Here is a 21,591-nt window from a genome sequence, read left to right as displayed (position 1 = left end):
CGCAAACTCCGATGAATTGTCGGCGTGTCGCCCGCAGACACGCGCGCTCGCGGAAGAAAGGGACATCACTTGTTTCCTGCCATCAGGTCGACGAACTGGTCGAACAGGTATTCCGCGTCGTGCGGCCCCGCGGCCGCCTCCGGGTGGTACTGCACCGAGAAGGCCCTCCCGTCAACGAGTTTGATGCCCTCGACGACTCCGTCGTTGGCGCAGGTGTGGCTGACGACGGCGCGCCCGAATGGCGTGTCGAACTCCTCGCCCGCCTCGCCTTCGAGCGCGAACCCGTGGTTCTGCGCGGTGATGGCGACCCGGCCGGTTGCATGATCGATCACGGGCACGTTGATCCCGCGGTGGCCGAACACCATCTTGTAGGTGGATCGGCCGAGCGCTCGCCCGAGCAGTTGGTTGCCGAAGCAGATGCCGAACAACGGAATTCCCGCGCCGAGCACGTCCCGGGTGACCGCGACGACGTGGTCGGCGGTGGCGGGGTCGCCGGGGCCGTTGGACAGGAACACGCCGTCGGGCTTCAATTCGGCGAGCTGGTCGAACGTGGCCGACGACGGCAGCACGTGGGTGCGGATGCCGCGGTTGGCGAAGTTCCGCGGGGTGTTGGTCTTGATGCCGAGGTCGAGCGCCGCGACGGTGAAGCGTTGCGCCCCCTTCGGTTCCACGACGTAGGCGGCGTCGGTGCTGACGGCCCCGGCCAGGTCGGCGCCGAGCATCGACGGCTGGCTGCGCACCCGGTCGACGAGCTCGGTGACGCCGCCCAGCGCGTCGCCCGAGAACAGTCCGGCCTTCATGGAACCCGCGGACCGCAGGTGCCGCACGACGGCCCTGGTGTCGATGCCCGCGATGCCGACCACGCCCTGGTGGACCAGTTCATCGTCGAGCGTTCCGGTGGCCCGCCAGTTCGACGCGCGCGGCGACGGGTCGCGCACCGCGTAGCCGGCCACCCAGATCTTGTCGCCGCGACTCTCGGCGTCCTCGTGATTCCAGCCGGTGTTGCCGATCTGCGGCGCCGTGGCCACGACGATCTGCCCGTGGTAGCTCGGATCGGTGAGCGTCTCCTGATACCCGGACATGCCGGTGGAGAACACCGCCTCGCCCAGGGTCTGGCCGACCGCCCCGAACGTGGTGCCGGTGAACACGCGTCCGTCCTCCAGCACCAGCACGGCCTTGTCGCTGCTGCTCACGCGACGTCCTCCTCAACCCAATTGGCCAGTTCCCGCCGGTCGTCCCCGCGGAATCCGGTGTCGATCTCGGTGCCCGACGGCAGTTTCCAGCGGATCGCCAGAATCCCGTCGTGCGTCAGCGCCTTGCCTGCGATCCCGCGTTCGGTCCGTATCGCGGTGATCGACTCGTCGGGAATCCAGATCGGTGTCGCACCGCTGCGCTGCACCATGATCCCCTCGGGATAGCGGGTGAGGACGGCCTTGCTGCGGAAGCCGAGGTCGCCGACGACGATCCTGTCCTGCCAGCTGGGTGCGATCGTGCTGCCGACGTAGAGTCCCTTGGTCGCCGGAATGATGGCGGTTCCAACGGTTTCCGGTAGCGCGGGCAGCTTGCCGATGGCCTCGACCTGACGTCGGGCGCGATTGAGCCAGCCACGCATCATCTGCCGAATGAAGAACGCGATCAGCACGGCAAGCAGCGCCGCGATGATCAGCGAGGTGACGAGCGTGCCGGTGTTCACGCCGGACTCTTCCCGTCGCGCGCGGTGATCTTGCCGCGCAACATCGTCAAGGTCACGACGGCCGGCAGCGTCATCGACTCGTACGGCGTGTTGTCCGATCGGCTGGCAAGGGCGCCACCGTCGACGGTCCACGTCGCGTCCGGGTCGACGACGGTCAGATTGGCGGGTTCACCGATCTCCAGCGGGCGGCCCTGGTCCGGGAGGCCGACGATGCGTGCTGGCGCTTCACTCATCACCCGGGCGACGTCGCGCCACGTCAGCAAGTCCGTGTGCAACATGGTCTCGACCACCACGGACAGCGCGGTCTGCAGCCCCAGCATTCCCGGCCTGGCCGAGGCGAACTCGCACATCTTCTCGTGTTCGGCGTGCGGGGCGTGGTCGGTCGCGACGCAGTCGATGATGCCGTCGGCCAGTGCCTGGCGCAGCGCCAACGCGTCACTGGACTCGCGAAGTGGCGGGTTCACGCGGTTTCGGCCGTCGTAGGTATCCAGCCTGGTGTCGTCGAGCAGCAGGTGATGCGGCGTCACCTCGGCCGTGATCGAAATGCCTTGTTCCTTGGCCCATTTGACGAGCTCCACGGTGCCCGCGGTGGACGCATGGCAGATGTGTACCCGCGCCCCCGCGTCACGGGCCAGCAGCGCATCACGGGCCACGATCGACTCCTCCGCGGCCCGCGGCCAGCCGGCCAGGCCGAGTCGCGCCGCGTTCGGACCCTCGTGGGCGACGGCGCCGACCGTCAGCCGGGGTTCCTCGGCGTGCTGGGCGATAAGCACGCCCAATCCGGTGGCGTACTCGAGCGCCCGGCGCATGAGCAGCGGATCGTGCACGCAGATGCCGTCATCGGAGAACATCCGCACCTGGCCTGCGCCCGCGGCCATCATGCCCATCTCGGTGAGCTGTTTGCCCTCCAGCCCGACGGTGACCGCGCCGACGGGGTGGACGTCCACGAGGCCGACCTGCTGGCCGCGATGCCACACGTGGTCGGTGACGACCGGACTGTCCGCGACGGGGGTGGTGTTGGCCATCGCAAACACCGCCGTGTATCCGCCGAGCGCCGCTGCGGCCGAACCGGTTTCGATGTCCTCGGCGTACTCGCGGCCGGGTTCGCGCAGGTGGGTGTGCAAGTCAACGAAACCTGGCAGCAGGACCTGACCGCTGGCGTCGATCACCTCGGCGTCGTCGGGCGCCGTCAGGTCGGTACCGATGTCGGTGAGCTGACCGTCGGCGACGAGCACGTCGACCGGGTCGCCTTCGCCGTAGCGGCGCACGCCGCGGATGAGTACCGGCTGCGTCATGCGCTGATCGCCTCCTGCTCCGACCCGACCAACAAGTGAAACAGCACCGCCATCCTCACGTGTACTCCGTTGGAAACCTGTTGCAGCACTGCCGATTGCGAGGAATCCGCCACCGACGACGAAATCTCCATGCCGCGCAGCATCGGCCCCGGGTGCAGCACCACGGCGTTGCCCGACAGCATCGCCGACCGCTTCTCCGAGAGCCCGTAGCGCACCGAGTACTCCCTGGCGGACGGGAAGAACCCGCCGTTCATGCGCTCGGCCTGGACCCGCAGCATCAATACCGCGTCGGCGCCGGGCAACTCGGCGTCGAGGTCGTATGACACGGTGACCGGCCAACCGGCCACCCCGAGGGGCAGCAGCGTCGGCGGCGCCACTAGCACCACTTCGGCGCCAAGGGTCGCGAGCAGCAGCACGTTGCTGCGGGCGACCCTGCTGTGCAGCACGTCGCCGACGATCACCACGCGCTTGCCCTCGATGCCCCCGAGTCGCTGCCGGATGGTGAGGGCGTCGAGCAGCGCCTGAGTCGGATGCTCGTGGGTACCGTCGCCTGCGTTGATCACGCAAGGTCCTGCTCCGTCAGCCTCCGCCGTCCACTCCGCAAGCTGTTGCGCCGCACCGGAAGCCGGATGCCGGATGATCAGGGCGTCGGCGCCGGCCGCCCGCAGGGTGAGCGCCGTGTCGCGCAGCGACTCTCCCTTGGCCACCGACGAACCCGACGCGCTGACGTTGATCACGTCGGCGCTCATCCACTTGCCAGCGACCTCGAACGACACCCTGGTGCGCGTCGAGTTCTCGTAGAACATCGTGATCACCGTGCGCCCGCGCAACGTCGGCAACTTCTTGACCTCGCGGCCCAGCAGCGAAGCGCGGAAGCGGTCGGCGTCATCGAGGATCGCGGTCGCCTCGTCGCGGGTCAGGTCGGCTGCGGAAAGTAGGTGCTTCATCTGGCAGGCCCTCCGTGGGGTGCGATGGACACGCCGTCGTCGCCTCCGTCATTCTCCGCAAGCCGCACCTTGACGTTCTCGTTGCGGGACGTGGGTACGTTCTTGCCGACGTAGTCGGCACGCACCGGCAGCTCGCGATGACCGCGGTCAACGAGCACCGCCAGCTGGACCGACCTCGGGCGGCCGATGTCTCGCAGCGCGTCCAGCGCGGAGCGCACCGAACGCCCGGTGTAGAGCACGTCGTCGACCAGCACCACGAGCGCACCGTCGACGCCGCCCTGCGGAATCGACGTGTCCTCGAGCGGCCGAGGTGGCTTGGTGGCCAGGTCGTCGCGGTAGAGCGTGATGTCGAGGGCGCCGCGCGGGACGGTGACTCCCGAGAACTCGTGGATCTTGACGGCGAGCCGGGTGGCCAGCGTGACTCCGCGGGTCGGGATGCCGAGCAGTACCACGTGCGGCGCGTCGGGGCCGTCCAGCGCCGTCTTCTCGATGATTTGATGCGCGATGCGCGAGATGGTCCGGCCTACGTCGGCGGCGGACATCAATTCCCGGTCGGGGCTAGGCGCAGCCACGTGTGACCTGGACCTCCTTCTCCGCCTCTCTGGACGGATCGTTAAAGGATGTCAAACTGCGGGGACTCTACCATCGGTGCGGCGGAGTGGGCGCAACGGCCAGCGCCGCGCCCGCTGACTACGCTGGCCCAATGAATCTCGACGGCAATCAGGCCTCCATCCGCGAGGTGATCGACGCGGGCCTGCTGGCCGGTGCGGTCACCCTCGTCTGGCAGGCCGGCAAGGTGCTCCAGGTCAACGAGCTTGGACATCGGGACGTTCATGCCGGGCTGCCGATGCAGCGCGACACCGTGTTCCGGATCGCGTCGATGACCAAGCCCATCACCGTGGCCGCCGCGATGACGCTCCTCGAAGAGGGCAAGTTCGCCCTGAGCGATCCCGTGACGCCGTGGCTCCCCGAGCTCGCCGAGGTGCGGGTGATGGCCGACCCGCACGGCCCCCTCGACAAGACGGTGCCCTTGCGCAGACCCATCACGTTCGACGATCTGATGACCCACCGCAGCGGCCTGGCGTACGCGTTCTCGGTCGGCCCGCCTTTGGGACGGGCGTACGGGAAGTTGATGTTCCGCCAGGACCAAGACCGCTGGCTGGCCGAGCTGGCGGCGCTGCCGCTCGCTCATCAGCCGGGCGAGCGGATGACGTACAGCCACGCGACGGACGTGCTCGGCATCGCGCTGTCGCGCATCGAGGGCAAGCCCCTCGCGGAGGTGCTCGCGAGCCGGATCTTCGACCCGCTCGGGATGACCGACACGGGCTTCGCCGTCACCCCGGAGGGCCGCAGACGCGCCGCCACGATGTACAAGATCGACCAGAACCATCAGCTGCGCGACGACGCAATGGGTCCCCCTCAGGTGACGCTCCCGCCGTTCTGTGCGGGCGGCGCGGGCCTGTGGTCGACGGCCGACGACTACCTCGCGTTCGCGCGCATGCTGCTCGGATTCGGAACCGTCGACGGTGTGCGCGTGCTGTCGGAGGACTCCGTGCGACTGATGCGCACCGACCGGCTGACCGATGAGCAGAAGCGTCAGCCGTTTCTCGGGATGCCGTATTGGCTCGGGCGCGGCTTCGGGCTGAACCTGGCCGTGGTGACCGACCCGGCGAAGTCCCGGCAGCTGTACGGGCCGGGCGGGGTCGGCGCGTTCAGCTGGCCGGGGGCGTACGGGACGTGGTGGATCGCCGATCCGTCGGCCGACTTGATCGTGCTCTACCTCATCCAGAACATGCCCGACCTCAGCGCCGACGTCGCGGCGGCGATCGCGGGCAACACGTCGCTGGCCAAACTGCAGTCGGCGCAACCGAAGTTCGTCCGTCGCACGTATGAGGCGCTCGAGGCCTAGCGCGCCGGCCGCGGCGTTGTCCAACCGAATGCGTATGGCATACGCTTTCGGGCATGGCGCAGCCCACCATTCTGATCAGCGGCGCAGGCGTGGCAGGCCCGGCACTCGCGCATTGGCTCAGCGACAACGGCTATCGCGTCGTGGTCGTCGAAGTCGCCGACGGCATCCGCCCCGGCGGCCAGACGGTCGACCTCCGCGGCGCCGGACGTGACGTCGTGGCGCGCATGGGTCTGCTCGACCAGATGGTCGAGCGGTCGATGGACCAGCGCGGCATCGCGTGGGTGCGGTCCGACGGCACCAGGCGAGCGGAGATGCCCGTAGAGGCGTTCGGCGGCAACGGGGTGGTGTCCGAGCTGGAGATCCTGCGCGGCGACCTCGTCGACGTGCTCTACGAGGCCACCAAGGAGCGCGTCGAGTATCGGTTCGGCACCCGGGTGAGCGCGCTGGAACAGGACGACGACGGCGTCGACGTGACGCTGAGCGACGGCTCCCGACTAAGGGTGGACCTCGTCGTCGGCGCCGACGGCCCGCACTCCGCGGTGCGGCGACTGGTCTTCGGACCCGAGGAAGGATTCGTCAAGCCGCTCGGCGGCTATCACGCGTGGTTCACCGCACCCGACACCGCGGGACTCGACGGCTGGTATCTCATGCACCAGGCGCCCGGCGGGCTCAACGCATCGATGCGGCCGTCGCACGATCCCTCGGTTGCCAAGGCGGGCTTGGCATTCCGCTCGGAACCGCTGGCCTACGACCGGCGCGATCTCGATCAGCAGCGCAAGCTTCTTGCCGATCGGTTTACTGATGTCGGCTGGCATGCCCCCGAATTGGTCAGTGCCGCTGGCGTTGCCGACGACTTCTACTTCGACGCTTTCGCTCAAGTACACATGGACGAGTGGTCGTCGGGCCGAGTCACCCTCGTCGGTGACGCCGGATACTGCGCGTCGCCGCTGAGCGGCATGGGCACCGCCCTCGCGTTGGTCGGCGGCTACGTGCTGGCGGGCGAACTCGGGCAGGCGGGCGACGGGTTGGCGGTCACACGCGTTCGCGGCGCACAGGATCGGTACGCGTCACTGATGCGGCCCTACGTCGACAAGTGCCAGGAGCTGCCCGCGGGCATCGACGGCTATGCCCCGATGTCAACGACCGACATCGCGGTCACCGCTCTGGTGATGAAGTGGATGCAGCGCTGGCCGTTCCGCTCGTACGCGGCGAAGAAGTTCTTCGGGACGGCGGATTCGATTGAACTGCCGGCCTACTGGCGGGAGGGCTGACACCGGCGACCCCTCGCCACCGGTGCCAGTCCCCCCCGGCGCACTGCAGTCCCCGTCGATCCCGACCCTGCGTCAGCGTGCGCACATGAATCCTGTGGCGCGAAATGGCGTGCGGCGTGAGTAGTGGACTACTCGACTTCAGCCGTCCGACTCCCGCTTTGATTCGTTCAGGCCAGTGAGGCGGCACAGCGCAGCGAAGCCGTCGAGGGTGCCGGGCCAGTGGCCTCGCACCGCATCGATTCCGGCTCGACGAACGACGATGCGCAGGACCGCGGTGACGATGATGGCGTCGTCCGCGTACCCGAGCACGGGGATGAAGTCGGGAATCAGATCGAACGGTAACGCCAGGTAAGCCAACAACACCCAGAGCCAAGTGCGCACACCCGAGGGCAGCGTCTTGTCGGCGGCCAGGCGGCGGATGAGGCGAAGCACGTCGGGGAGGATTCGCACGGCCTCGCGCAATAGTCCGCCGGGCGGCCGCAGGATCGCGAGTACGACGACGAGCGCCACCCAAGTCAGGACGAGCGCCGCGGCGATACCGACTGCGACATGCCACCAGAACGACCCAGTCACACGACCTCACTACGTCTGGTCGGAAGTGAACCGGGCCGGCTCACATCGAGCGCGACAGCACCCGACCGAACTGCAACAGCCGCTCCATCTGAGCCAACCCGCCGTTGTCGACCGTCTTGACGTACCGGAACGACTCACAGAACAGGTCGGTGTCGACGGCCGACTTCTGCCTGGTCCGCGTCAACAGCTGCGTGTACATCCGCAGCCGGACCTCGGAGAGGCGCCGCGTCCCGTCGTCGAGCACTTCGAACTCGGTGGTGAGGATGTGGTCGGTGATGGTCGACAGCACGATGGTCCGCACCGCGGCGTCGAGTACCTGACGCGGCTCGCGATCCTCGGCCGTCGAGGATTCGTCGTCGGCCCGCCAGATGATCAACCGGCGCCCGTCGGTGAGTACCACCTCTTGCCACAGGGCGTCGCCCCACGGCTCGTCGGTAGCACCCCGCGACATGATGAACGACTTGACCGCAGGAAAGTCGACCACGGAGCGCAGCTGATCCAGCGCCAACTCCGGATCGCGCAGGTACACCCGGGCCGCATCCTCGAGGCTCGAGTAGGGAGCCCAATCCTGCGGCGCAGCCACTACGAGCCCTCGGCGCCCGCACCGCGCACGGCGTCCTGAACCGCTTGCGCCGCCGCTCGGAGCTGCGGGGTCACCAGCATCACTTGGCCGAGTACCCCGTTGACGAACGCGGGCGAGTCGTCGGTGGACAGCTTCTTGGCCAACTCGACGGCCTCGTCGACGGCAACCGGAGCTGGCACGTCGTCGGCGTGCAGCAGCTCCCAGATCGCCACCCTCAGGATCGCGCGGTCCACCGCAGGCAACCGTTCCAACGTCCAGCCCTGCAGGTGCGCGGAGATCAGCTCGTCGACGTGAGCGGCGTGCTCGGTGACTCCGCGGGCCACCGTGACGGTGTAGGGGTTGAGCGCGAAAACCTCGGAGTCCGCTTCCGCCAACGTGTTTCGCGAGTCGGCTACCTCGGCGGGGGTGAGCCCGCGGGCCTCCGCCTCGAACAGCAGGTCGACGGCGCGCTTGCGGGCCTGGTGGCGCCCCTTGTCGGGTCGGCGATCAGACATGGCGCCGGGCGCTTGTCCCGGAGCCGAAGCCGTCAGGCATTGACGCGGCCCAAGTAACTGCCGTCGCGCGAATCGACCTTCAGCTTGTCCCCGGTGTTGATGAACAGCGGCACCTGGAGTTCCGCGCCCGTCTCGACGGTGGCTGGCTTGGTGCCGGCGCTCGAACGGTCGCCCTGAAGACCAGGCTCGGTGTGCGTGACGACCAACTCGATCGTCACGGGAAGCTCGAGGTACAGCGGCGCGCCGTCGTGGAACGCGATCTGCACCGGCAGGCTCTCGAGCAGGAAGTTCGCGGCGTTGCCGACCAACGTCTCGGACAACGGGTGCTGCTCATAGTCCTGGGAGTCCATGAACACGAAGTCGGTGCCATCGCGGTAGAGATACGTGGCATCGCGGCGGTCGACGGTGGCCGTCTCGACCTTGACGCCCGCGTTGTAGGTCTTATCGACGACCTTGCCGGTCAGCACGTTCTTGAGCTTGGTGCGCACGAACGCGGGGCCCTTGCCCGGCTTGACGTGCTGGAACTCGATGATCTGCCACAACTGGCCATCGATCTGCAGGACGAGCCCGTTCTTGAAGTCTGCGGTCGAAGCCACGGTTGGTGTATCTCCTAGGTCTCAATCAATGACAGCCAGTTCCTTGGGGAACCGGGTAAGCAACTCGGGTGTGGGGGAATCTGCTCTGCCGACGACCAGCGTGTCCTCGATGCGGACGCCGCCGCGGCCCGGCAGATAAACTCCGGGCTCCACGGTGACCGTGGAGCCAGCAAGCAGTGTACCGGCGGCTGACGCGCTGATTCCCGGCGCTTCGTGGATCTGCAGTCCGACGCCGTGTCCGAGTCCGTGACCGAAGTTCTCCGCGTAGCCTGCGTCGGCGATGACCTGCCGGGATGCGCCGTCCACGTCCTTGAGGCACACCCCGGGCGCCAGCGCCTCGCGCCCGACCCGCTGCGCGGTCTCCACCAGCCGATATACGTCAAGCTGCCACTGCGCGACGGGGGCAAGCACGAACGTGCGGGTCATGTCGGAGTGATAGCCGGCGATCAAAGCACCGAAGTCGATCTTCACGAAGTCGCCCGCCGCGAGCACGGCGTCGGTCGGCCGATGATGCGGAATCGCCGAATTCGGGCCGGCCGCGACGATGGTCTCGAACGACACGCCGTCGGCACCGTTGTCGAGCATCCGCGCCTCGAGCTCGCGGCCGACCTCCTTCTCGGTGCGGCCCGGGCGCAGCCCTCCGGCATCCACCAGCTCGTGCAGCGCCGCGTCGGCGGCCTCGCAGGCGAGCCGCAGCAGCGCGAGCTCCCCCGCGTCCTTCACCTCACGCAGCGACTCGACGGTGCCCGCCGCCCGAACGAACTCCAGCTCGGGGGCGGCGTGCTCCAGCAATCGGTATCCGTCGCACGTCACCACGTGGCTCTCGAAGCCCAGCCGTCGCACGCCGTCGGCGGCCGCGCGGGCGGCCAAATGGGGCGCGCAGGCGCGTTCGATGACGACCTCGGCGTCGGGCGCCTGCTGCGCGGCCTGCGTGACGTAGCGCCCGTCGGTGGCCAGCACCGCCGTTTCGTCGTCAGCGCGCACCAGCAGCGCCGCGTTGGATCCCGTGAATCCCGACAGATAACGCACGTTGACCAGGTCCGTTACCAACATCGCGTCCAATTCGGCGTTGGCCAATCGGCGACGCAAACGGTCCCTGCGCTGAGAAATCGTCACAGTCGTTGACGCTACTCGCTACGCTGTGGCCCCATGACTAAGTGGTTGTTGCGCGGACTGGTGTTCGCGGCCTTGATGGTGTTCGTCCGATTGCTTCAGGGCGTGCTGATCAACGCCATGGATACCTGGGCCCTGACCATCAGTGTCACGCTCGTCGTCCTGTTCGCGATCGCCGTGTTCATTTGGGGCACTGCCGACGGCCGCGCCGACGCACGAGCGAACCCCGATCCCGACCGACGCGGCGATCTGGCCATGACGTGGCTCCTGGCGGGGCTGTTCGCCGGCATCGTGAGTGGCGTGGTCGCGTGGTTCATCTCGCTGTTCTACGACAACCTCTACGCCGAGGCACTGCTCAACGAGGTGACGACCTTCGCGGCGTTCACCGCGCTGCTGGTGTTCCTGGCCGCCATCGCCGGGGTGGCGCTCGGCCGCTACCTGGTGGACCGCAACGCCCCGCCCGTCCAGCGCCACGGCGCCGACGGCGAGCGCGCGGACACCGACGTGTTCGAAGCCGTTCGTCCCGGCGACGTCGAGGCGACGGCTCCGGTGTCGACGGAGCGTTCCTAGTCCAGCGTGGCCAGGTAACGCAGGGCCAGCAGGTACCCCTGCACGCCGAGTCCCACGATCACGCCCGTCGCGATGGCGCTCAGGTACGACAGGTGCCGGAACTCCTCGCGCGCGTGGACGTTCGAGATGTGCACCTCGATCAGCGGGGCGGTCAGTTCGGAGCAGGCGTCGCGCAGTGCGACGGACGTATGAGTCAATGCGCCCGCGTTGAGCACGACGGCAGCCTTCTCGTCGGCGGCGTCGTGAACCCACTGCAGCAGCTGCGCCTCGCTGTCCGACTGGCGCACGTCAACGTCGAGCCCCAGTTCGGTGGCCTCGCGCTCGATGAGCGCCACCAGGTCGTCGTGGGTGGTGCTGCCGTACACCTCCGGCTCTCGCTTGCCCAGCCGACCCAGGTTCGGCCCGTTCAGTACGTACACCTTCACGAGGACGCCCCGATTTCCGAGTAGGCGGCGGCCAGCAGGGCTGGGTCCGGACCTTCCAGCCGGCCGGGTTTGGCCAGCCCGTCGAGCACCACGAAGCGCAACACGCCCGAGCGACTCTTCTTGTCCCCGGCCATGTATTCGAGCAGCCGCGGCAACGCGTCGGCGTCGTAGGTCACGGGCAGCCCGAGCGAGGTCAGGATCGCCTTGTGCCGGTCGGCGGTCTGGTCGTCGAGCCGACCCGCCAGCCGTCCGAGTTCGGCAGCGAACACCAGCCCGACGGACACCGCGGCCCCGTGCCGCCAGCGGTACTGCTCGCGGCGCTCGATCGCGTGCGCCAACGTGTGGCCGTAGTTGAGGATCTCGCGCAGCTGCGACTCCTTTTCGTCGGCCGCCACCACCTCGGCCTTGACCGCCACGGCCCGCCGGATCAACTCGGGCAAGACCGTGCCGGTTGGGGCGAGCGCGGCCTCGGGGTCGGCCTCGATCGTGTCCAGTATCACCGGGTCGGCGATGAAGCCGGCCTTGACGATCTCGGCCATGCCCGCGACGATCTCGTTGCGCGGCAACGTTTCCAGCGTGGCCAGGTCAACCAGCACCGCGAGCGGCTGGTGGAATGCGCCCACCAGGTTCTTGCCCGCATCGGTGTTGATTCCGGTCTTGCCGCCCACCGCCGCGTCCACCATGGCGAGCAACGTCGTGGGCACGTGGACGATGTCGATTCCGCGCAACCACGTCGCGGCGGCGAAGCCCGCGACGTCGGTGGCCGCTCCCCCGCCAAGGCTGACGATCGCGTCCTTGCGACCCACCCCGATACGGCCCAGCACCTCCCAGATGAAGCCGAGGACGGGCAGCTCCTTGCCCGCCTCGGCGTCCGGGATTTCAATGCGATGAGCGTCGATGCCCTTGTCGGCCAAGTGACTTCGGACGGCTTCGGCGGTCCGGCCTAGCGAAGGCTGGTGCAGGATGGCCACCTTGTGGCGGCCGTCGAGCGTCCTGGCGAGCTCGTCGAGCAGGCCCATCCCGATGATCACCGGGTACGGCCGGTCGACCAACACGTCGACGGTCACTGGTTCAGTCATTGCGTGCTTCCGCTCGGCGGGCCAGTGCCGCGGGACTCGGCGGGGCCTCGGTGGTGGGTGCTGGATTCAGGACGGTGGGCAGGCGACGCCAGGCCGGCCTGCGGCGGCGCGGGCGCTGGCGGTCCGAATCCGCGGCCTCCAGCTTGTGCACGATGTGCCGCACCACCGCGCCAGGATTGCGGCGATTGGTGTTGATCCTGATGGTCGCGACCTTGCGGTACAGCGGCACGCGTTGCGACATCAGGCGGCGGTACTTCTCGGCGGGGTCGGCGTCGGCGAGCAGCGGGCGGGTGGCGCCGCCCGAGGTACGCCGAATGCCTTCGGCTGCAGTGATTTCCAGGTATACGACGGTATGACCGGCAAGCGCCTCGCGAACCTCCGGCGTGGTGACGGCGCCGCCGCCCAGCGACACCACCCCGGTGTGTTCGGCCAGCGCCGCGCGCACCACGTCGGCCTCGATGCGCCGGAACTCGGGCTCACCGTCGACGAAGATGTCGGCGATCGTCCGCCCGGTGGTCTCGACGATCTTGACGTCGGTGTCGAGCAGGGGTACGCCAAGCGCCTTGGCCAGGCGGCGTCCGATGGTGGACTTGCCCGACCCGGGCATGCCCACCAGCACCGCCTTTGGCGCCATCAGCCCGACGCCCGAGCCGTTGGCTGCATCGACGGATCGCGAGCCGCAACACTTCGCAGGTAACCATCCACGTTGGACCGGGTCTCGGTCAGCGAGTCGCCGCCGAACTTCTCGAGCGTCGCCCTGGCCAACACGAGGGCCACCATGGTCTCGACGACGACGCCCGCGGCAGGGACCGCGCACACGTCGGAGCGCTGGTGGATGGCGACCGCCTCTTCGCCGGTGGTCATGTCGACCGTCGCCAATGCCCGAGGCACCGTCGAGATGGGTTTCATGGCGGCCCGCACCCGAACGGCCTGACCGTTCGTCATGCCGCCCTCGAGCCCGCCCGCGCGGTTGGTGGAGCGCATCACGCCGTCGGGGCCGGGATAGATCTCGTCGTGAGCGACGCTGCCGCGGCGGCGGGCGGTTTCGAAGCCGTCCCCGATCTCGACGCCCTTGATGGCCTGAATGCCCATCACCGCGGCGGCGAGCTGGCTGTCGAGCCGGTTGTCCCCGCTGGTGAAGGAGCCCAGCCCGATCGGCAGCCCGTCGGCGACCGCCTCGACGACGCCGCCGAGCGTGTCCCCGTCCTTCTTCGCCGCCTCGATCTCGGCGATCATCGCCTCTTCGGCGGTCTTGTCGTAGGCCCGCACCGGGCTGTCGTCGATCGCGGGCAGGTCGGCGGGGGCTGGCGGCGGCCCGTCGTAGGGCTTCGATGCACCGATCGAGATGACGTGCGACAGCACCTCGACGCCGAGTGCCTGCCGCAGGAAGGCGCGGGCGATGGTTCCGGCGGCGACGCGGGCCGCGGTCTCGCGCGCACTGGCCCGCTCGAGCACCGGCCGGGCGTCGTCGAAGCCGTACTTGAGCATGCCTGCGTAGTCGGCGTGCCCGGGCCGGGGCCGCGTCAGCGGGGCGTTGCGCGCCACGTCCAGTTCGTCCTCAGCGACCGGATCGGGGGCCATCACGGTCTCCCACTTGGGCCATTCGGTGTTGGCGATCTGGATCGCGATCGGCCCGCCGAGCGTGACGCCGTGCCGGACCCCGGCGAGGATGGTCACCTCGTCGGCCTCGAACTTCATGCGGGCGCCGCGTCCGTAGCCGAGCCTGCGCCTGCTCAGCTCGTCGGCGATGTCTCCCGAGGTGACGTGGACGCCGGCAACCATGCCTTCGACGACGGCCACCAGGGCGCGGCCGTGGGATTCACCAGCAGTTGTCCATCGCAACACGCGTCCCATCTTCCCATGACGGGCATTGCACGACGCAATCCGTTAACCCGCGCTCCACTGCAGCAGGACGGTGTCGACGTATCGGTCGAACTTGTAGCCGACATTGGCAAGCCGACCTGCGTCCACGAATCCGAGGCGGTGGTGCAGTTCGACGGATGCGGGGTCGCCACTGTCGGCGATCACCGCGATCACCTCCCTGATCTCCGCGTCGCGGCAGGCTCCGAGCAGGTCACGGAGCAGTTCCGTCCCGCAACCCCGGCCGACGGCATCAGGCGAGACGTACACCGAGTCCTCCACGGTGGCGCGATAGGCCGGTCTGGTCTTCCACGGCGCGCAGTACGCGTATCCGGCAATGGCGTCGTCGCGCTCGGTGACCAGGAACGGCAGTCCAGCCCCGACGATCGCGTCGTAGCGCCGCCGCCACTCGTCGCCGTCCGGCGGGTCGAGTTCGAACGTGGCGACGCTGGTGGCGACGTAGTGGGCGTAGATCACCGCGACGGCGGCGAGGTCGTCGGGGGTCGCGGGGCGAGTCGACATGGCAGTCCCTACTGGCCGTAGGTGAATCGCAGGTTGGCGTTGATCAATTCGCCGACTCGCTTTCGCATATGTCCGGTGAGGCTCGGGTCTGGCAGCGGTTCGTCGACATAGAGCGTCCAGCGCAGCTCGGTGCCGCCGATGCCACCGCCTATTGCCGCGAGGTCGAAATGGACACGCGCGTCGGGTCGCTTGACCCACAGCGATGACCAAACCACGTGGCCGGGTCTTTCGGATTCGAGTACTAGCGGGGCGGTTTCGTCGGCGAGAAGATTTAGCCAGGGGCGGCACGGTTGGCGATTCGGATCGCAGAGGTCGTCGAAGATCACCCACGGTGGCGCAGGCTGGCTTCGTCGACGCGAGCCAATCTCCTCCATCACATGAACGTAACCGACTCCCCGACTACGCAAGCACCACGGCGACGGCAGCCGCGGCGGCGATGCACATCGACGGGCCGTGCGGCACGGTGCGCTCACCGCGGCACGCGGCCGCGACGATCGCCCACAGTCCGGTGAGCAGCGGGGCGGCCACCGTCGACAGCGCCCAGACGTCGACCCCGAAGGCCCCGGTGAGCGCGCCGATGCCGATCGCGAGTTTGACGTCACCAGCGCCCATGCCCGCGGGGGCGACCAGGTGCACCGCCAGATACAGCGCCGCCAGGGCGCCGGCTCCGACCAACGCGGGCACCCCGCGCCCCAACAGCGCAGCCGCGGCCAGGATCACCGCGGCACCGGGCAGCGTGAGCGCATTCGGCAAGCGACGCTCGCGAACGTCGTAGCCAGTCAGTGCAACCAGCCAGCACAGCACGCATGCGCCGGCGACCCCCGCCCCCATCTTCAGCAGGCTAACCGCCGTCCAGGGCCGCCCTCATCGCCTCTTTGGGGGCCGGCCGCCCGGTGAAGAGCTCGACCTGGGCGAACGCCTGATTGAGCAGCATCTGAAATCCGCTGATCACCGTGCCACCAGCGGCGGTGACCGCCCGTGCTAGCGGGGTCGGCCACGGCTCGTAGATCGCGTCGAGCAGCAGCGGGACCATCGCGATGGAACCGATGTGGGCCGCCGCCGCGTTCGCCGGAATCGTGCTCACCGCGGCGTCGAAACCCGTCAGCGGCGTGCCGAGCGCGAGCCACTCGACATCCACCCCGACGCGCGGTCCGAGATCGAGCAGTGGTGCGGCCTTGCCGCGGTCGCGAGACACGACGGCGATGTGGCTGGCCCCCAGTTCGGCGAGCGCGACCACGACGGCGGGCGCGGTACCGCCGGATCCCACCACCGCCGCGCGGCCCGAGAAGGCGCCGAGCGCGCCGGACACCCCGTCGACGTCGGTGTTGTCGGCCCGCCAACCGGACGACGTCCGAACCAGCGTGTTCGCCGAGCCGACGAGTTCGGCCCGCGGGGTACGTTCGTCGGCGAACTGCAATGCGGCGAACTTGCCCGGCATCGTCACCGAGACACCGACCCATTCAGGCCCGAATCCGCCGACCACCGAAGGCAGTTCGGCTGCGCCGCACTCGATGCGCTGGTACGTCCAGTCGGACAATCCGAGCGCGCGGTACGCGGCCAGGTGCAGCTGCGGGGAGCGTGAATGCGCGATCGGGGAACCCAACACCGCGGCCCTGCGTACGGACATCGCCGGTCCGGCTACCGTGCGCTGTCGAGGACGCCGTTGTGGCGGGCCAGCTCGATGTTCGCCAGGTGCTGGTCGTAGTCGCGGGTGAAGAGCGTGGTTCCCTGCAGGTCCACCGTGACGAAGTACAGCCAGTCGCCCGGCGCGGGGTGTTCGGCCGCGTCAAGCGCGGGCTGGCCCGGCGAACATATGGGAGTGGCCGGAAGCCCGTCGCGCGCATAGGTATTCCACGGTGTTTGGCGCGCTCGGTCGCCGTCGGTGGTGGCCACTTCTTGACGGTCCAGCGAGTAGTTCACCGTCGAGTCGAATTCGAGTCTGCGGTGATCCGGTGCCACCAGCCTGTTGTAGATGACGCGGGCCACCTTCGCGAAGTCCTGCGGCTTGGACTCCCGTTGCACGAGCGACGCGACGATCAGGACCTGGTACGGCGACAGATTCTGGGCCGTGCCCGCCTCGAGTAGTCCCTCCTGCTCGTACTGCGCGGCGCTCGCGCCGATGAGCGAAGCGAGGATCTGATCGCTCGACGCCGACGGGTCGACGTTCCACGTGCCAGGAGCGATGAGCCCTTCGATGCGCCGGTGGTCGGACCCGAGCGCCTTGACCGGATCGAGCGCCCAGTCCGGGATCGCCAGCGCCTTGGGATCGGCGGAGCCTGCCGCGGACTTCAACTCATCGGCCTTCGCGCACTGCACCGTTCCGTCGAGGTTGACGCAGGTGGAGTCGGAGATCAGGGAGAAGATGCCCTTGGTCACGGCGTTGGTCTTGACGTCCGTGACGTCATCGAGCTGGCGGCCTTCGGGGATCACCAGCCTGCCCACCCGGTTCTGCGGATCGGCAAGTCGCGCAACGGCATCCGCGGCGGGAATCTCGGTGCGCACCTTGTAGAAGCCCGGTTGGATGGCAGAGATCGCCGCACTGCCCGATGCGGCGTCCACGAACGCCTTCACCGTCCCCACCACCTCGTGGTCTTTCAGGGTCTGCGCGATCGCCGTCGTCGAGTCACCGCCGTGCACCTCGATGACGACGTCCTTCACGCCGGCCCCGGCGTAGTCGTCCTCGGAACCGAAGACCCCGTGCCACAGCCGGGAGCCAAGGAACACCGCGCCGACGACCACGACGACCAACACCGCGAGCGAGAAGCCGGTCACCGTGCGGCGCCGCCGCTTGTTGCGCGTGGCCCTCGCCCGCTCCGTGCGGCTCATCGCACGTCGCGGTCGGCCGACGGCCACCGGTCCCGTGCGCTCGCGACCCCAGTCGTCGTCAGCCACGCGTCACTCCATCGTCGTCCGCCAGCACCGAGCGCCGCTGGTCCAGCCAGAATTGCAGAATGCCAACTGCGGCAACCTGATCGATCATCGCCTTTTGTCCCTTGGCCCTTACTCCGGCGTCGCGCAACGAGCGCTGCGCGGTCACGGTGGTCAGTCGTTCGTCGGCCAGCCGCACGGGCGTCGGAGCGATGCGTTCGGCGAGTGCATCGGCGACCGCGATCGCGTCGAGCGCCGATGGCCCGGTTCGATTGGCGAGCGTACGCGGTAGGCCGACGACGACCTCGACGACGCCGAGCTCGTCGGCCAGCTGTGCCAACCGCCGCAGGTGCTTGTCCGTGCGTTCGCGACGGACCGTCTCGACGGGGGTTGCGAGTAGCCCGTCGGGGTCGCAGGTGGCCACTCCGATGCGCACGGTTCCCACGTCGATGCCGAGTCTTCGTCCACGTCCGGGGTCACCGGTACCGGGTCGATCCGGCTGACGATCAACGGTCAATGAAGTCAGCTCCGTTGAACCTCTGCGCGTACCGCGGCCAACGCGGCGTCGATGCCGCCAGCGTCGCTACCCGAGCCCTGCGCGAGTTCGGCCTTGCCCCCGCCTCGTCCGTTCACCGGTGCGCCGAGCGCCTTCACCAGGTCGTTGGCCGAGAGCCCGAGCTCACGAGCGGCGTCGTTGACGGCCACCACGAACGGCACCGTATCGCCCTCCCCTTCGGCGATCAGAGCGACGACGGCCGGGTCGGCGCCGAGCTTGCCGCGGACGTCACCGACGAGGCTACGGAGATCCGCCGCCGTGATGCCGCCGGCCATCCGCTGTGCCACCAGACGAACCCTACCCACCAGCTCGGCACCTGCGGCCGCATTCGTTGCGGCCGCCCGCGCGTTAGCCAGTCGGACGCGATCGAGTTCCTTCTCGGCGGTGCGCAGGCGCTCCACCAGATTGGCCACGCGGGCCGGCACCTCCTCGGACGGGACCTTCAGCGACGAGGCCAGGCCCGCCATGAGCGCGCGCTCCTTGGCCAGGTGTTTGAAGGAGTCCAGTCCGACGTACGCCTCGACGCGTCGCACGCCCGAGCCCACCGACGCCTCGCCGAGAATGGTGATCGGGCCTATCTGGGCCGAGTTGTGCACGTGCGTACCGCCGCACAGCTCGAGCGAGAATGGTCCGCCGATCTCGACGACCCGCACCTCGTCGGGATAGGCCTCGCCGAACAGCGCCATGGCGCCCATGGCCTTGGCCTTGTCGAGCTTCGTGTTGAACGTGTTGACCGCGAAGTCGGCCTCGACCGCTTCATTGCTGACGACTTCGATCTCGTTGCGCTGCTCTTCGCTGAGCGCGCCCTGCCAGTTGAAGTCGAACCGCAGATACCCTGGACGGTTCAGCGAACCTGCCTGAACGGCGTTGGGCCCCAATATCTGTCGCAGCGCCGCGTGCACCATGTGCGTACCCGAGTGGCCCTGCGTCGCCCCGCGCCGCCACTTCGGGTCGACGGCCGCGGTCACGGTGTCGCCCTCCACGAACTCTCCGGATTCGACGTTGACGCGATGCACGAACAGGGTCTTGGCGATCTTCTGCACGTCGGTCACGGCAGCCTTGGCCGCCATGCTGGAACCGGTGCCGCTGATCGTGCCGACATCGGCGATCTGGCCACCGGACTCGGCGTAGAGCGGCGTGCGGTCGAGCACCAACTCGACGCGGTCCGCCTCCGCGGCCTCGCCACCGTGTGCAACGACGGGCACCCGCTTGCCATCCACGAAGATGCCGAGAATCCGTGCCTCGGTGGTGAGTTCGTCGAAGCCGGTGAACTCGGTTGGCCCCGCGTCGACGAGGTCGCGGTACGCGGTGAGGTCGGCGTGGGCGTGCTTGCGTGCGGCGGCGTCGGCCTTGGCCCGTTGCCGCTGCTCGGTCATCAGACCGCGGAAGCCCTCTTCGTCGACGGACAGGCCGGCCTCGGCCGCCATCTCAAGCGTCAGTTCGATGGGAAAGCCGTAGGTATCGTGCAGCGTGAACGCGTCGGTGCCCGAAAGCACCGTTGTACCAGACGATCTGGTCGCCTCGGCGGCGTCCTCGAACAGCCGCGAGCCCGAAGCCAGGGTGCGGTTGAACGCGGTCTCCTCCGCGACGGCGATGCGCTGGATGCGGTCGAAGTCGGTGACGAGTTCGGGGTACGACGGGCCCATCGCATCGCGCACGCACACCATGAGCTCGCCGACGATCGGGGTGTCGATGCCGAGCAGCTTGGCCGACCGGATGACGCGCCGGAGCAGGCGGCGCAGCACGTAGCCGCGCCCGTCGTTGCCGGGGCTGACGCCGTCGCCGATGATGATGGCCGCCGTCCGGATGTGGTCGGCGATGACGCGGTAACGCACGTCGTCCTCGTGATTGCCCACGCCGTATCCGCGCGGCGCGATGCCTGCGACGAGGTCGATGACGGGCCGCATTAGGTCCGTCTCGTAGACGTTGTCCACGTCCTGCAGGAGGCACGCCACCCGCTCGACACCCATGCCGGTGTCGATGTTCTTGCGCGGCAGCGGCCCAAGGATCTCGAAGTCGGACTTGCTGGTCCCCTGGCCGCGCTCGTTCTGCATGAAGACGAGATTCCAGATCTCGATGTAGCGGTCCTCGTTGGCCTCCGGGCCGCCGTCGACGCCATACTCGGGCCCGCGGTCGACGTAGATCTCCGACGACGGTCCGCACGGGCCGGGGATGCCCATCGACCAGTAGTTGTCGGCCATGCCGCGGCGCTGGATGCGCTCGAGCGGCAGTCCCGCAACTTCCCGCCACAGCGCGATGGCCTCGTCATCGTCGAGATACACGGTGGCCCAGAGCTTCTCGGGGTCGAATCCGTAGCCGCCCTGGTCCTGCGGATTGGTCAGCAGGGTCCAGGCGAACTCGATGGCGCCCTTCTTGAAGTAGTCACCGAACGAGAAGTTGCCCGCCATCTGAAAGAAGGTGTTGTGTCGGGTGGTGATGCCGACCTCGTCGATGTCTGGCGTCCGGATGCACTTCTGGATGCTCACCGCGCGGTCCCAGGGCGGAGTGCGCTGGCCGAGGAAGAACGGGACGAACTGCACCATGCCGGCGTTGACGAACAGCAGATTTGGGTCGTCGAGGATCACCGATGCGCTGGGCACTTCGGTGTGTCCTGCCTTCACGTAGTGATCGAGGAAGCGCTTCCTGATCTCGTGTGTCTGCACGTGCTGTTCGTCCTTCAATGCTGGGAGTTTCTCGACCGGTTTACAGTACCGGTCGGTAGTGGCGGGTCCGACAGGGCGCGGTTCAGCCGCCGAGGAAGCTCAGCCGCACCGACCGCCGGGGATTGTCGCCGTTGAGATCGACGAGGACGACGCTCTGCCACGTGCCCAGCAGCGGGGCGCCGCCCTGCACCGGCACCGTCACCGACGGCGCGACGAGCGCGGGCAGGACGTGATCAGCTCCGTGGCCCGGGGAACCGTGCGCATGGCGATAGCGGTCGTCGCGGGGCAGCAGCCGCTCGAGCGCGTCGACGAGGTCGTGATCCGAACCGGCGCCAGTCTCGAGGATGGCCACGCCCGCCGTCGCGTGCGGGACGAACACGTTGCACAACCCGTCGCCGCGATCGGCACAGAACGCCCTGACCGCATCGGTCAGGTCGACGGTCCGACGTCGCGCGGTGTCGACGTCGACTAGTTCGGTGTCCATGATTTCCAAGCCTACGAGGCATTGCCTCGGCAAACCCGGCGGAGGACAGTAAGGGATGCCGGTGGCGCCACCGGGGCGCCGCCCCGAACC

At 68.5% G+C, this 21,591-nt stretch carries 24 protein-coding genes and 1 pseudogene; 3 read left to right on the top strand and 22 right to left on the bottom strand.

Annotation, left to right across the window (positions count from 1 at the left end):
* Positions 1 to 65 precede the first annotated feature (65 nt).
* From carA to pyrR, 5 genes are read right to left on the bottom strand one after another with little or no spacing between them, the layout of a single operon-like run.
* Positions 66 to 1,193 carry a glutamine-hydrolyzing carbamoyl-phosphate synthase small subunit gene (gene carA / locus SLQ33_RS12020; RefSeq protein ID WP_319454061.1) on the bottom strand — a complete coding sequence of 376 codons (1,128 nt, stop codon included), beginning with the start codon at positions 1,191 to 1,193 and terminating at the stop codon, positions 66 to 68.
* Positions 1,190 to 1,693 (bottom strand): transporter, encoded by a 504-nt coding sequence (locus tag SLQ33_RS12015; RefSeq protein ID WP_319454060.1) that lies wholly within the window; start codon positions 1,691 to 1,693, stop codon positions 1,190 to 1,192. The genes carA and SLQ33_RS12015 overlap by 4 nt, the downstream gene beginning before the upstream one ends.
* A complete protein-coding gene (locus tag SLQ33_RS12010; protein ID WP_319454059.1) occupies positions 1,690 to 2,988 on the bottom strand; it encodes a dihydroorotase in 1,299 nt (432 codons plus the stop codon). The genes SLQ33_RS12015 and SLQ33_RS12010 overlap by 4 nt, the downstream gene beginning before the upstream one ends.
* Positions 2,985 to 3,935, bottom strand: coding sequence for an aspartate carbamoyltransferase catalytic subunit (locus tag SLQ33_RS12005; RefSeq protein WP_319454058.1), 951 nt, complete (start codon positions 3,933 to 3,935; stop codon positions 2,985 to 2,987). Before SLQ33_RS12005 ends, SLQ33_RS12010 begins: the two co-directional genes overlap by 4 nt.
* Positions 3,932 to 4,507: a bifunctional pyr operon transcriptional regulator/uracil phosphoribosyltransferase PyrR gene (gene pyrR / locus SLQ33_RS12000; RefSeq protein ID WP_319454057.1), complete on the bottom strand. Its 576-nt coding sequence runs from the start codon at positions 4,505 to 4,507 to the stop codon at positions 3,932 to 3,934. Before pyrR ends, SLQ33_RS12005 begins: the two co-directional genes overlap by 4 nt.
* A 131-nt stretch (positions 4,508 to 4,638) precedes the next feature.
* On the opposite strand from pyrR, the gene SLQ33_RS11995 reads away from it, so the two are divergent.
* Positions 4,639 to 5,844 (top strand): serine hydrolase domain-containing protein, encoded by a 1,206-nt coding sequence (locus SLQ33_RS11995; RefSeq protein ID WP_319454056.1) that lies wholly within the window; start codon positions 4,639 to 4,641, stop codon positions 5,842 to 5,844.
* 53 nt (positions 5,845 to 5,897) lie between these two features.
* Complete coding sequence (locus SLQ33_RS11990) at positions 5,898 to 7,115, top strand: FAD-dependent monooxygenase (RefSeq protein WP_319454055.1); 1,218 nt, start codon at positions 5,898 to 5,900, stop codon at positions 7,113 to 7,115.
* A 138-nt stretch (positions 7,116 to 7,253) separates the two neighbouring features.
* Here the strand turns inward: SLQ33_RS11990 and SLQ33_RS11985 are convergent, their stop codons facing one another.
* Genes SLQ33_RS11985 through SLQ33_RS11965 form a run of 5 tightly spaced genes read right to left on the bottom strand, consistent with a single transcriptional unit; the run spans position 7,254 to position 10,477 of the window.
* A complete protein-coding gene (locus SLQ33_RS11985; protein WP_319454054.1) occupies positions 7,254 to 7,688 on the bottom strand; it encodes a YkvA family protein in 435 nt (144 codons plus the stop codon).
* 40 nt (positions 7,689 to 7,728) lie between these two features.
* Positions 7,729 to 8,271 carry a hypothetical protein gene (locus tag SLQ33_RS11980; RefSeq protein ID WP_319454053.1) on the bottom strand — a complete coding sequence of 181 codons (543 nt, stop codon included), beginning with the start codon at positions 8,269 to 8,271 and terminating at the stop codon, positions 7,729 to 7,731.
* Positions 8,271 to 8,765, bottom strand: a complete 495-nt coding sequence (gene nusB, locus SLQ33_RS11975; RefSeq protein WP_319454052.1) for a transcription antitermination factor NusB — start codon at positions 8,763 to 8,765, stop codon at positions 8,271 to 8,273. Before nusB ends, SLQ33_RS11980 begins: the two co-directional genes overlap by 1 nt.
* Before the next feature lie 32 nt (positions 8,766 to 8,797).
* A complete protein-coding gene (efp, locus tag SLQ33_RS11970; RefSeq protein WP_319454051.1) occupies positions 8,798 to 9,361 on the bottom strand; it encodes an elongation factor P in 564 nt (187 codons plus the stop codon).
* 21 nt (positions 9,362 to 9,382) lie between these two features.
* A complete protein-coding gene (locus tag SLQ33_RS11965) occupies positions 9,383 to 10,477 on the bottom strand; it encodes a Xaa-Pro peptidase family protein (protein WP_319454050.1) in 1,095 nt (364 codons plus the stop codon).
* 33 nt (positions 10,478 to 10,510) lie between these two features.
* Here SLQ33_RS11965 and SLQ33_RS11960 point away from each other — a divergent pair, with 33 nt between their 5' ends.
* The gene (locus SLQ33_RS11960) at positions 10,511 to 11,044 is read left to right on the top strand and encodes a B-4DMT family transporter (RefSeq protein ID WP_319454049.1); all 534 of its coding nucleotides are present in this window, start codon (positions 10,511 to 10,513) and stop codon (positions 11,042 to 11,044) included.
* Here SLQ33_RS11960 and aroQ read toward each other — a convergent pair.
* The 12 genes and pseudogenes from aroQ to SLQ33_RS11900 form a co-directional block, all read right to left on the bottom strand.
* A complete protein-coding gene (gene aroQ, locus SLQ33_RS11955) occupies positions 11,041 to 11,469 on the bottom strand; it encodes a type II 3-dehydroquinate dehydratase (RefSeq protein WP_319454048.1) in 429 nt (142 codons plus the stop codon). The two genes, SLQ33_RS11960 and aroQ, sit on opposite strands and share 4 nt — an antisense overlap.
* On the bottom strand, positions 11,466 to 12,548 hold the full coding sequence (gene aroB / locus SLQ33_RS11950) for a 3-dehydroquinate synthase (RefSeq protein WP_319454047.1): 1,083 nt from the start codon (positions 12,546 to 12,548) through the stop codon (positions 11,466 to 11,468). Before aroB ends, aroQ begins: the two co-directional genes overlap by 4 nt.
* A 136-nt stretch (positions 12,549 to 12,684) precedes the next feature.
* A pseudogene (locus SLQ33_RS11945) lies at positions 12,685 to 13,182 on the bottom strand (shikimate kinase); the annotation flags it as partial.
* Entirely contained in the window at positions 13,182 to 14,393 is a 1,212-nt protein-coding gene (gene aroC / locus SLQ33_RS11940; protein WP_319454046.1) for a chorismate synthase, read from the bottom strand. The gene aroC and the pseudogene SLQ33_RS11945, both read right to left, overlap by 1 nt.
* A 42-nt stretch (positions 14,394 to 14,435) precedes the next feature.
* Positions 14,436 to 14,930, bottom strand: a complete 495-nt coding sequence (locus tag SLQ33_RS11935; RefSeq protein WP_319454045.1) for a GNAT family N-acetyltransferase — start codon at positions 14,928 to 14,930, stop codon at positions 14,436 to 14,438.
* 8 nt (positions 14,931 to 14,938) lie between these two features.
* Complete coding sequence (locus SLQ33_RS11930) at positions 14,939 to 15,304, bottom strand: hypothetical protein (protein ID WP_319454044.1); 366 nt, start codon at positions 15,302 to 15,304, stop codon at positions 14,939 to 14,941.
* 25 nt (positions 15,305 to 15,329) lie between these two features.
* Positions 15,330 to 15,761, bottom strand: coding sequence for an A24 family peptidase (locus SLQ33_RS11925; RefSeq protein WP_319454043.1), 432 nt, complete (start codon positions 15,759 to 15,761; stop codon positions 15,330 to 15,332).
* A gap of 10 nt (positions 15,762 to 15,771) precedes the next feature.
* A complete protein-coding gene (locus SLQ33_RS11920) occupies positions 15,772 to 16,557 on the bottom strand; it encodes a shikimate dehydrogenase (RefSeq protein WP_319454042.1) in 786 nt (261 codons plus the stop codon).
* Between the two features lie 11 nt (positions 16,558 to 16,568).
* The gene (locus tag SLQ33_RS11915; protein ID WP_319454041.1) at positions 16,569 to 17,822 is read right to left on the bottom strand and encodes an endolytic transglycosylase MltG; all 1,254 of its coding nucleotides are present in this window, start codon (positions 17,820 to 17,822) and stop codon (positions 16,569 to 16,571) included.
* Positions 17,815 to 18,315 carry a Holliday junction resolvase RuvX gene (ruvX, locus tag SLQ33_RS11910; protein ID WP_319454040.1) on the bottom strand — a complete coding sequence of 167 codons (501 nt, stop codon included), beginning with the start codon at positions 18,313 to 18,315 and terminating at the stop codon, positions 17,815 to 17,817. The genes SLQ33_RS11915 and ruvX overlap by 8 nt, the downstream gene beginning before the upstream one ends.
* A gap of 5 nt (positions 18,316 to 18,320) precedes the next feature.
* Positions 18,321 to 21,017: an alanine--tRNA ligase gene (alaS, locus tag SLQ33_RS11905; RefSeq protein ID WP_319454358.1), complete on the bottom strand. Its 2,697-nt coding sequence runs from the start codon at positions 21,015 to 21,017 to the stop codon at positions 18,321 to 18,323.
* Positions 21,018 to 21,099: 82 nt separating this feature from the next.
* Positions 21,100 to 21,501: a secondary thiamine-phosphate synthase enzyme YjbQ gene (locus SLQ33_RS11900; RefSeq protein WP_319454039.1), complete on the bottom strand. Its 402-nt coding sequence runs from the start codon at positions 21,499 to 21,501 to the stop codon at positions 21,100 to 21,102.
* Between the last annotated feature and the right edge of the window lie 90 nt (positions 21,502 to 21,591).

This window comes from Mycobacterium sp. RTGN6 (assembly GCF_033804605.1).
Lineage (GTDB): Bacteria > Actinomycetota > Actinomycetes > Mycobacteriales > Mycobacteriaceae > Mycobacterium.
This window is presented reverse-complemented; position numbering and strand designations above follow the sequence as displayed.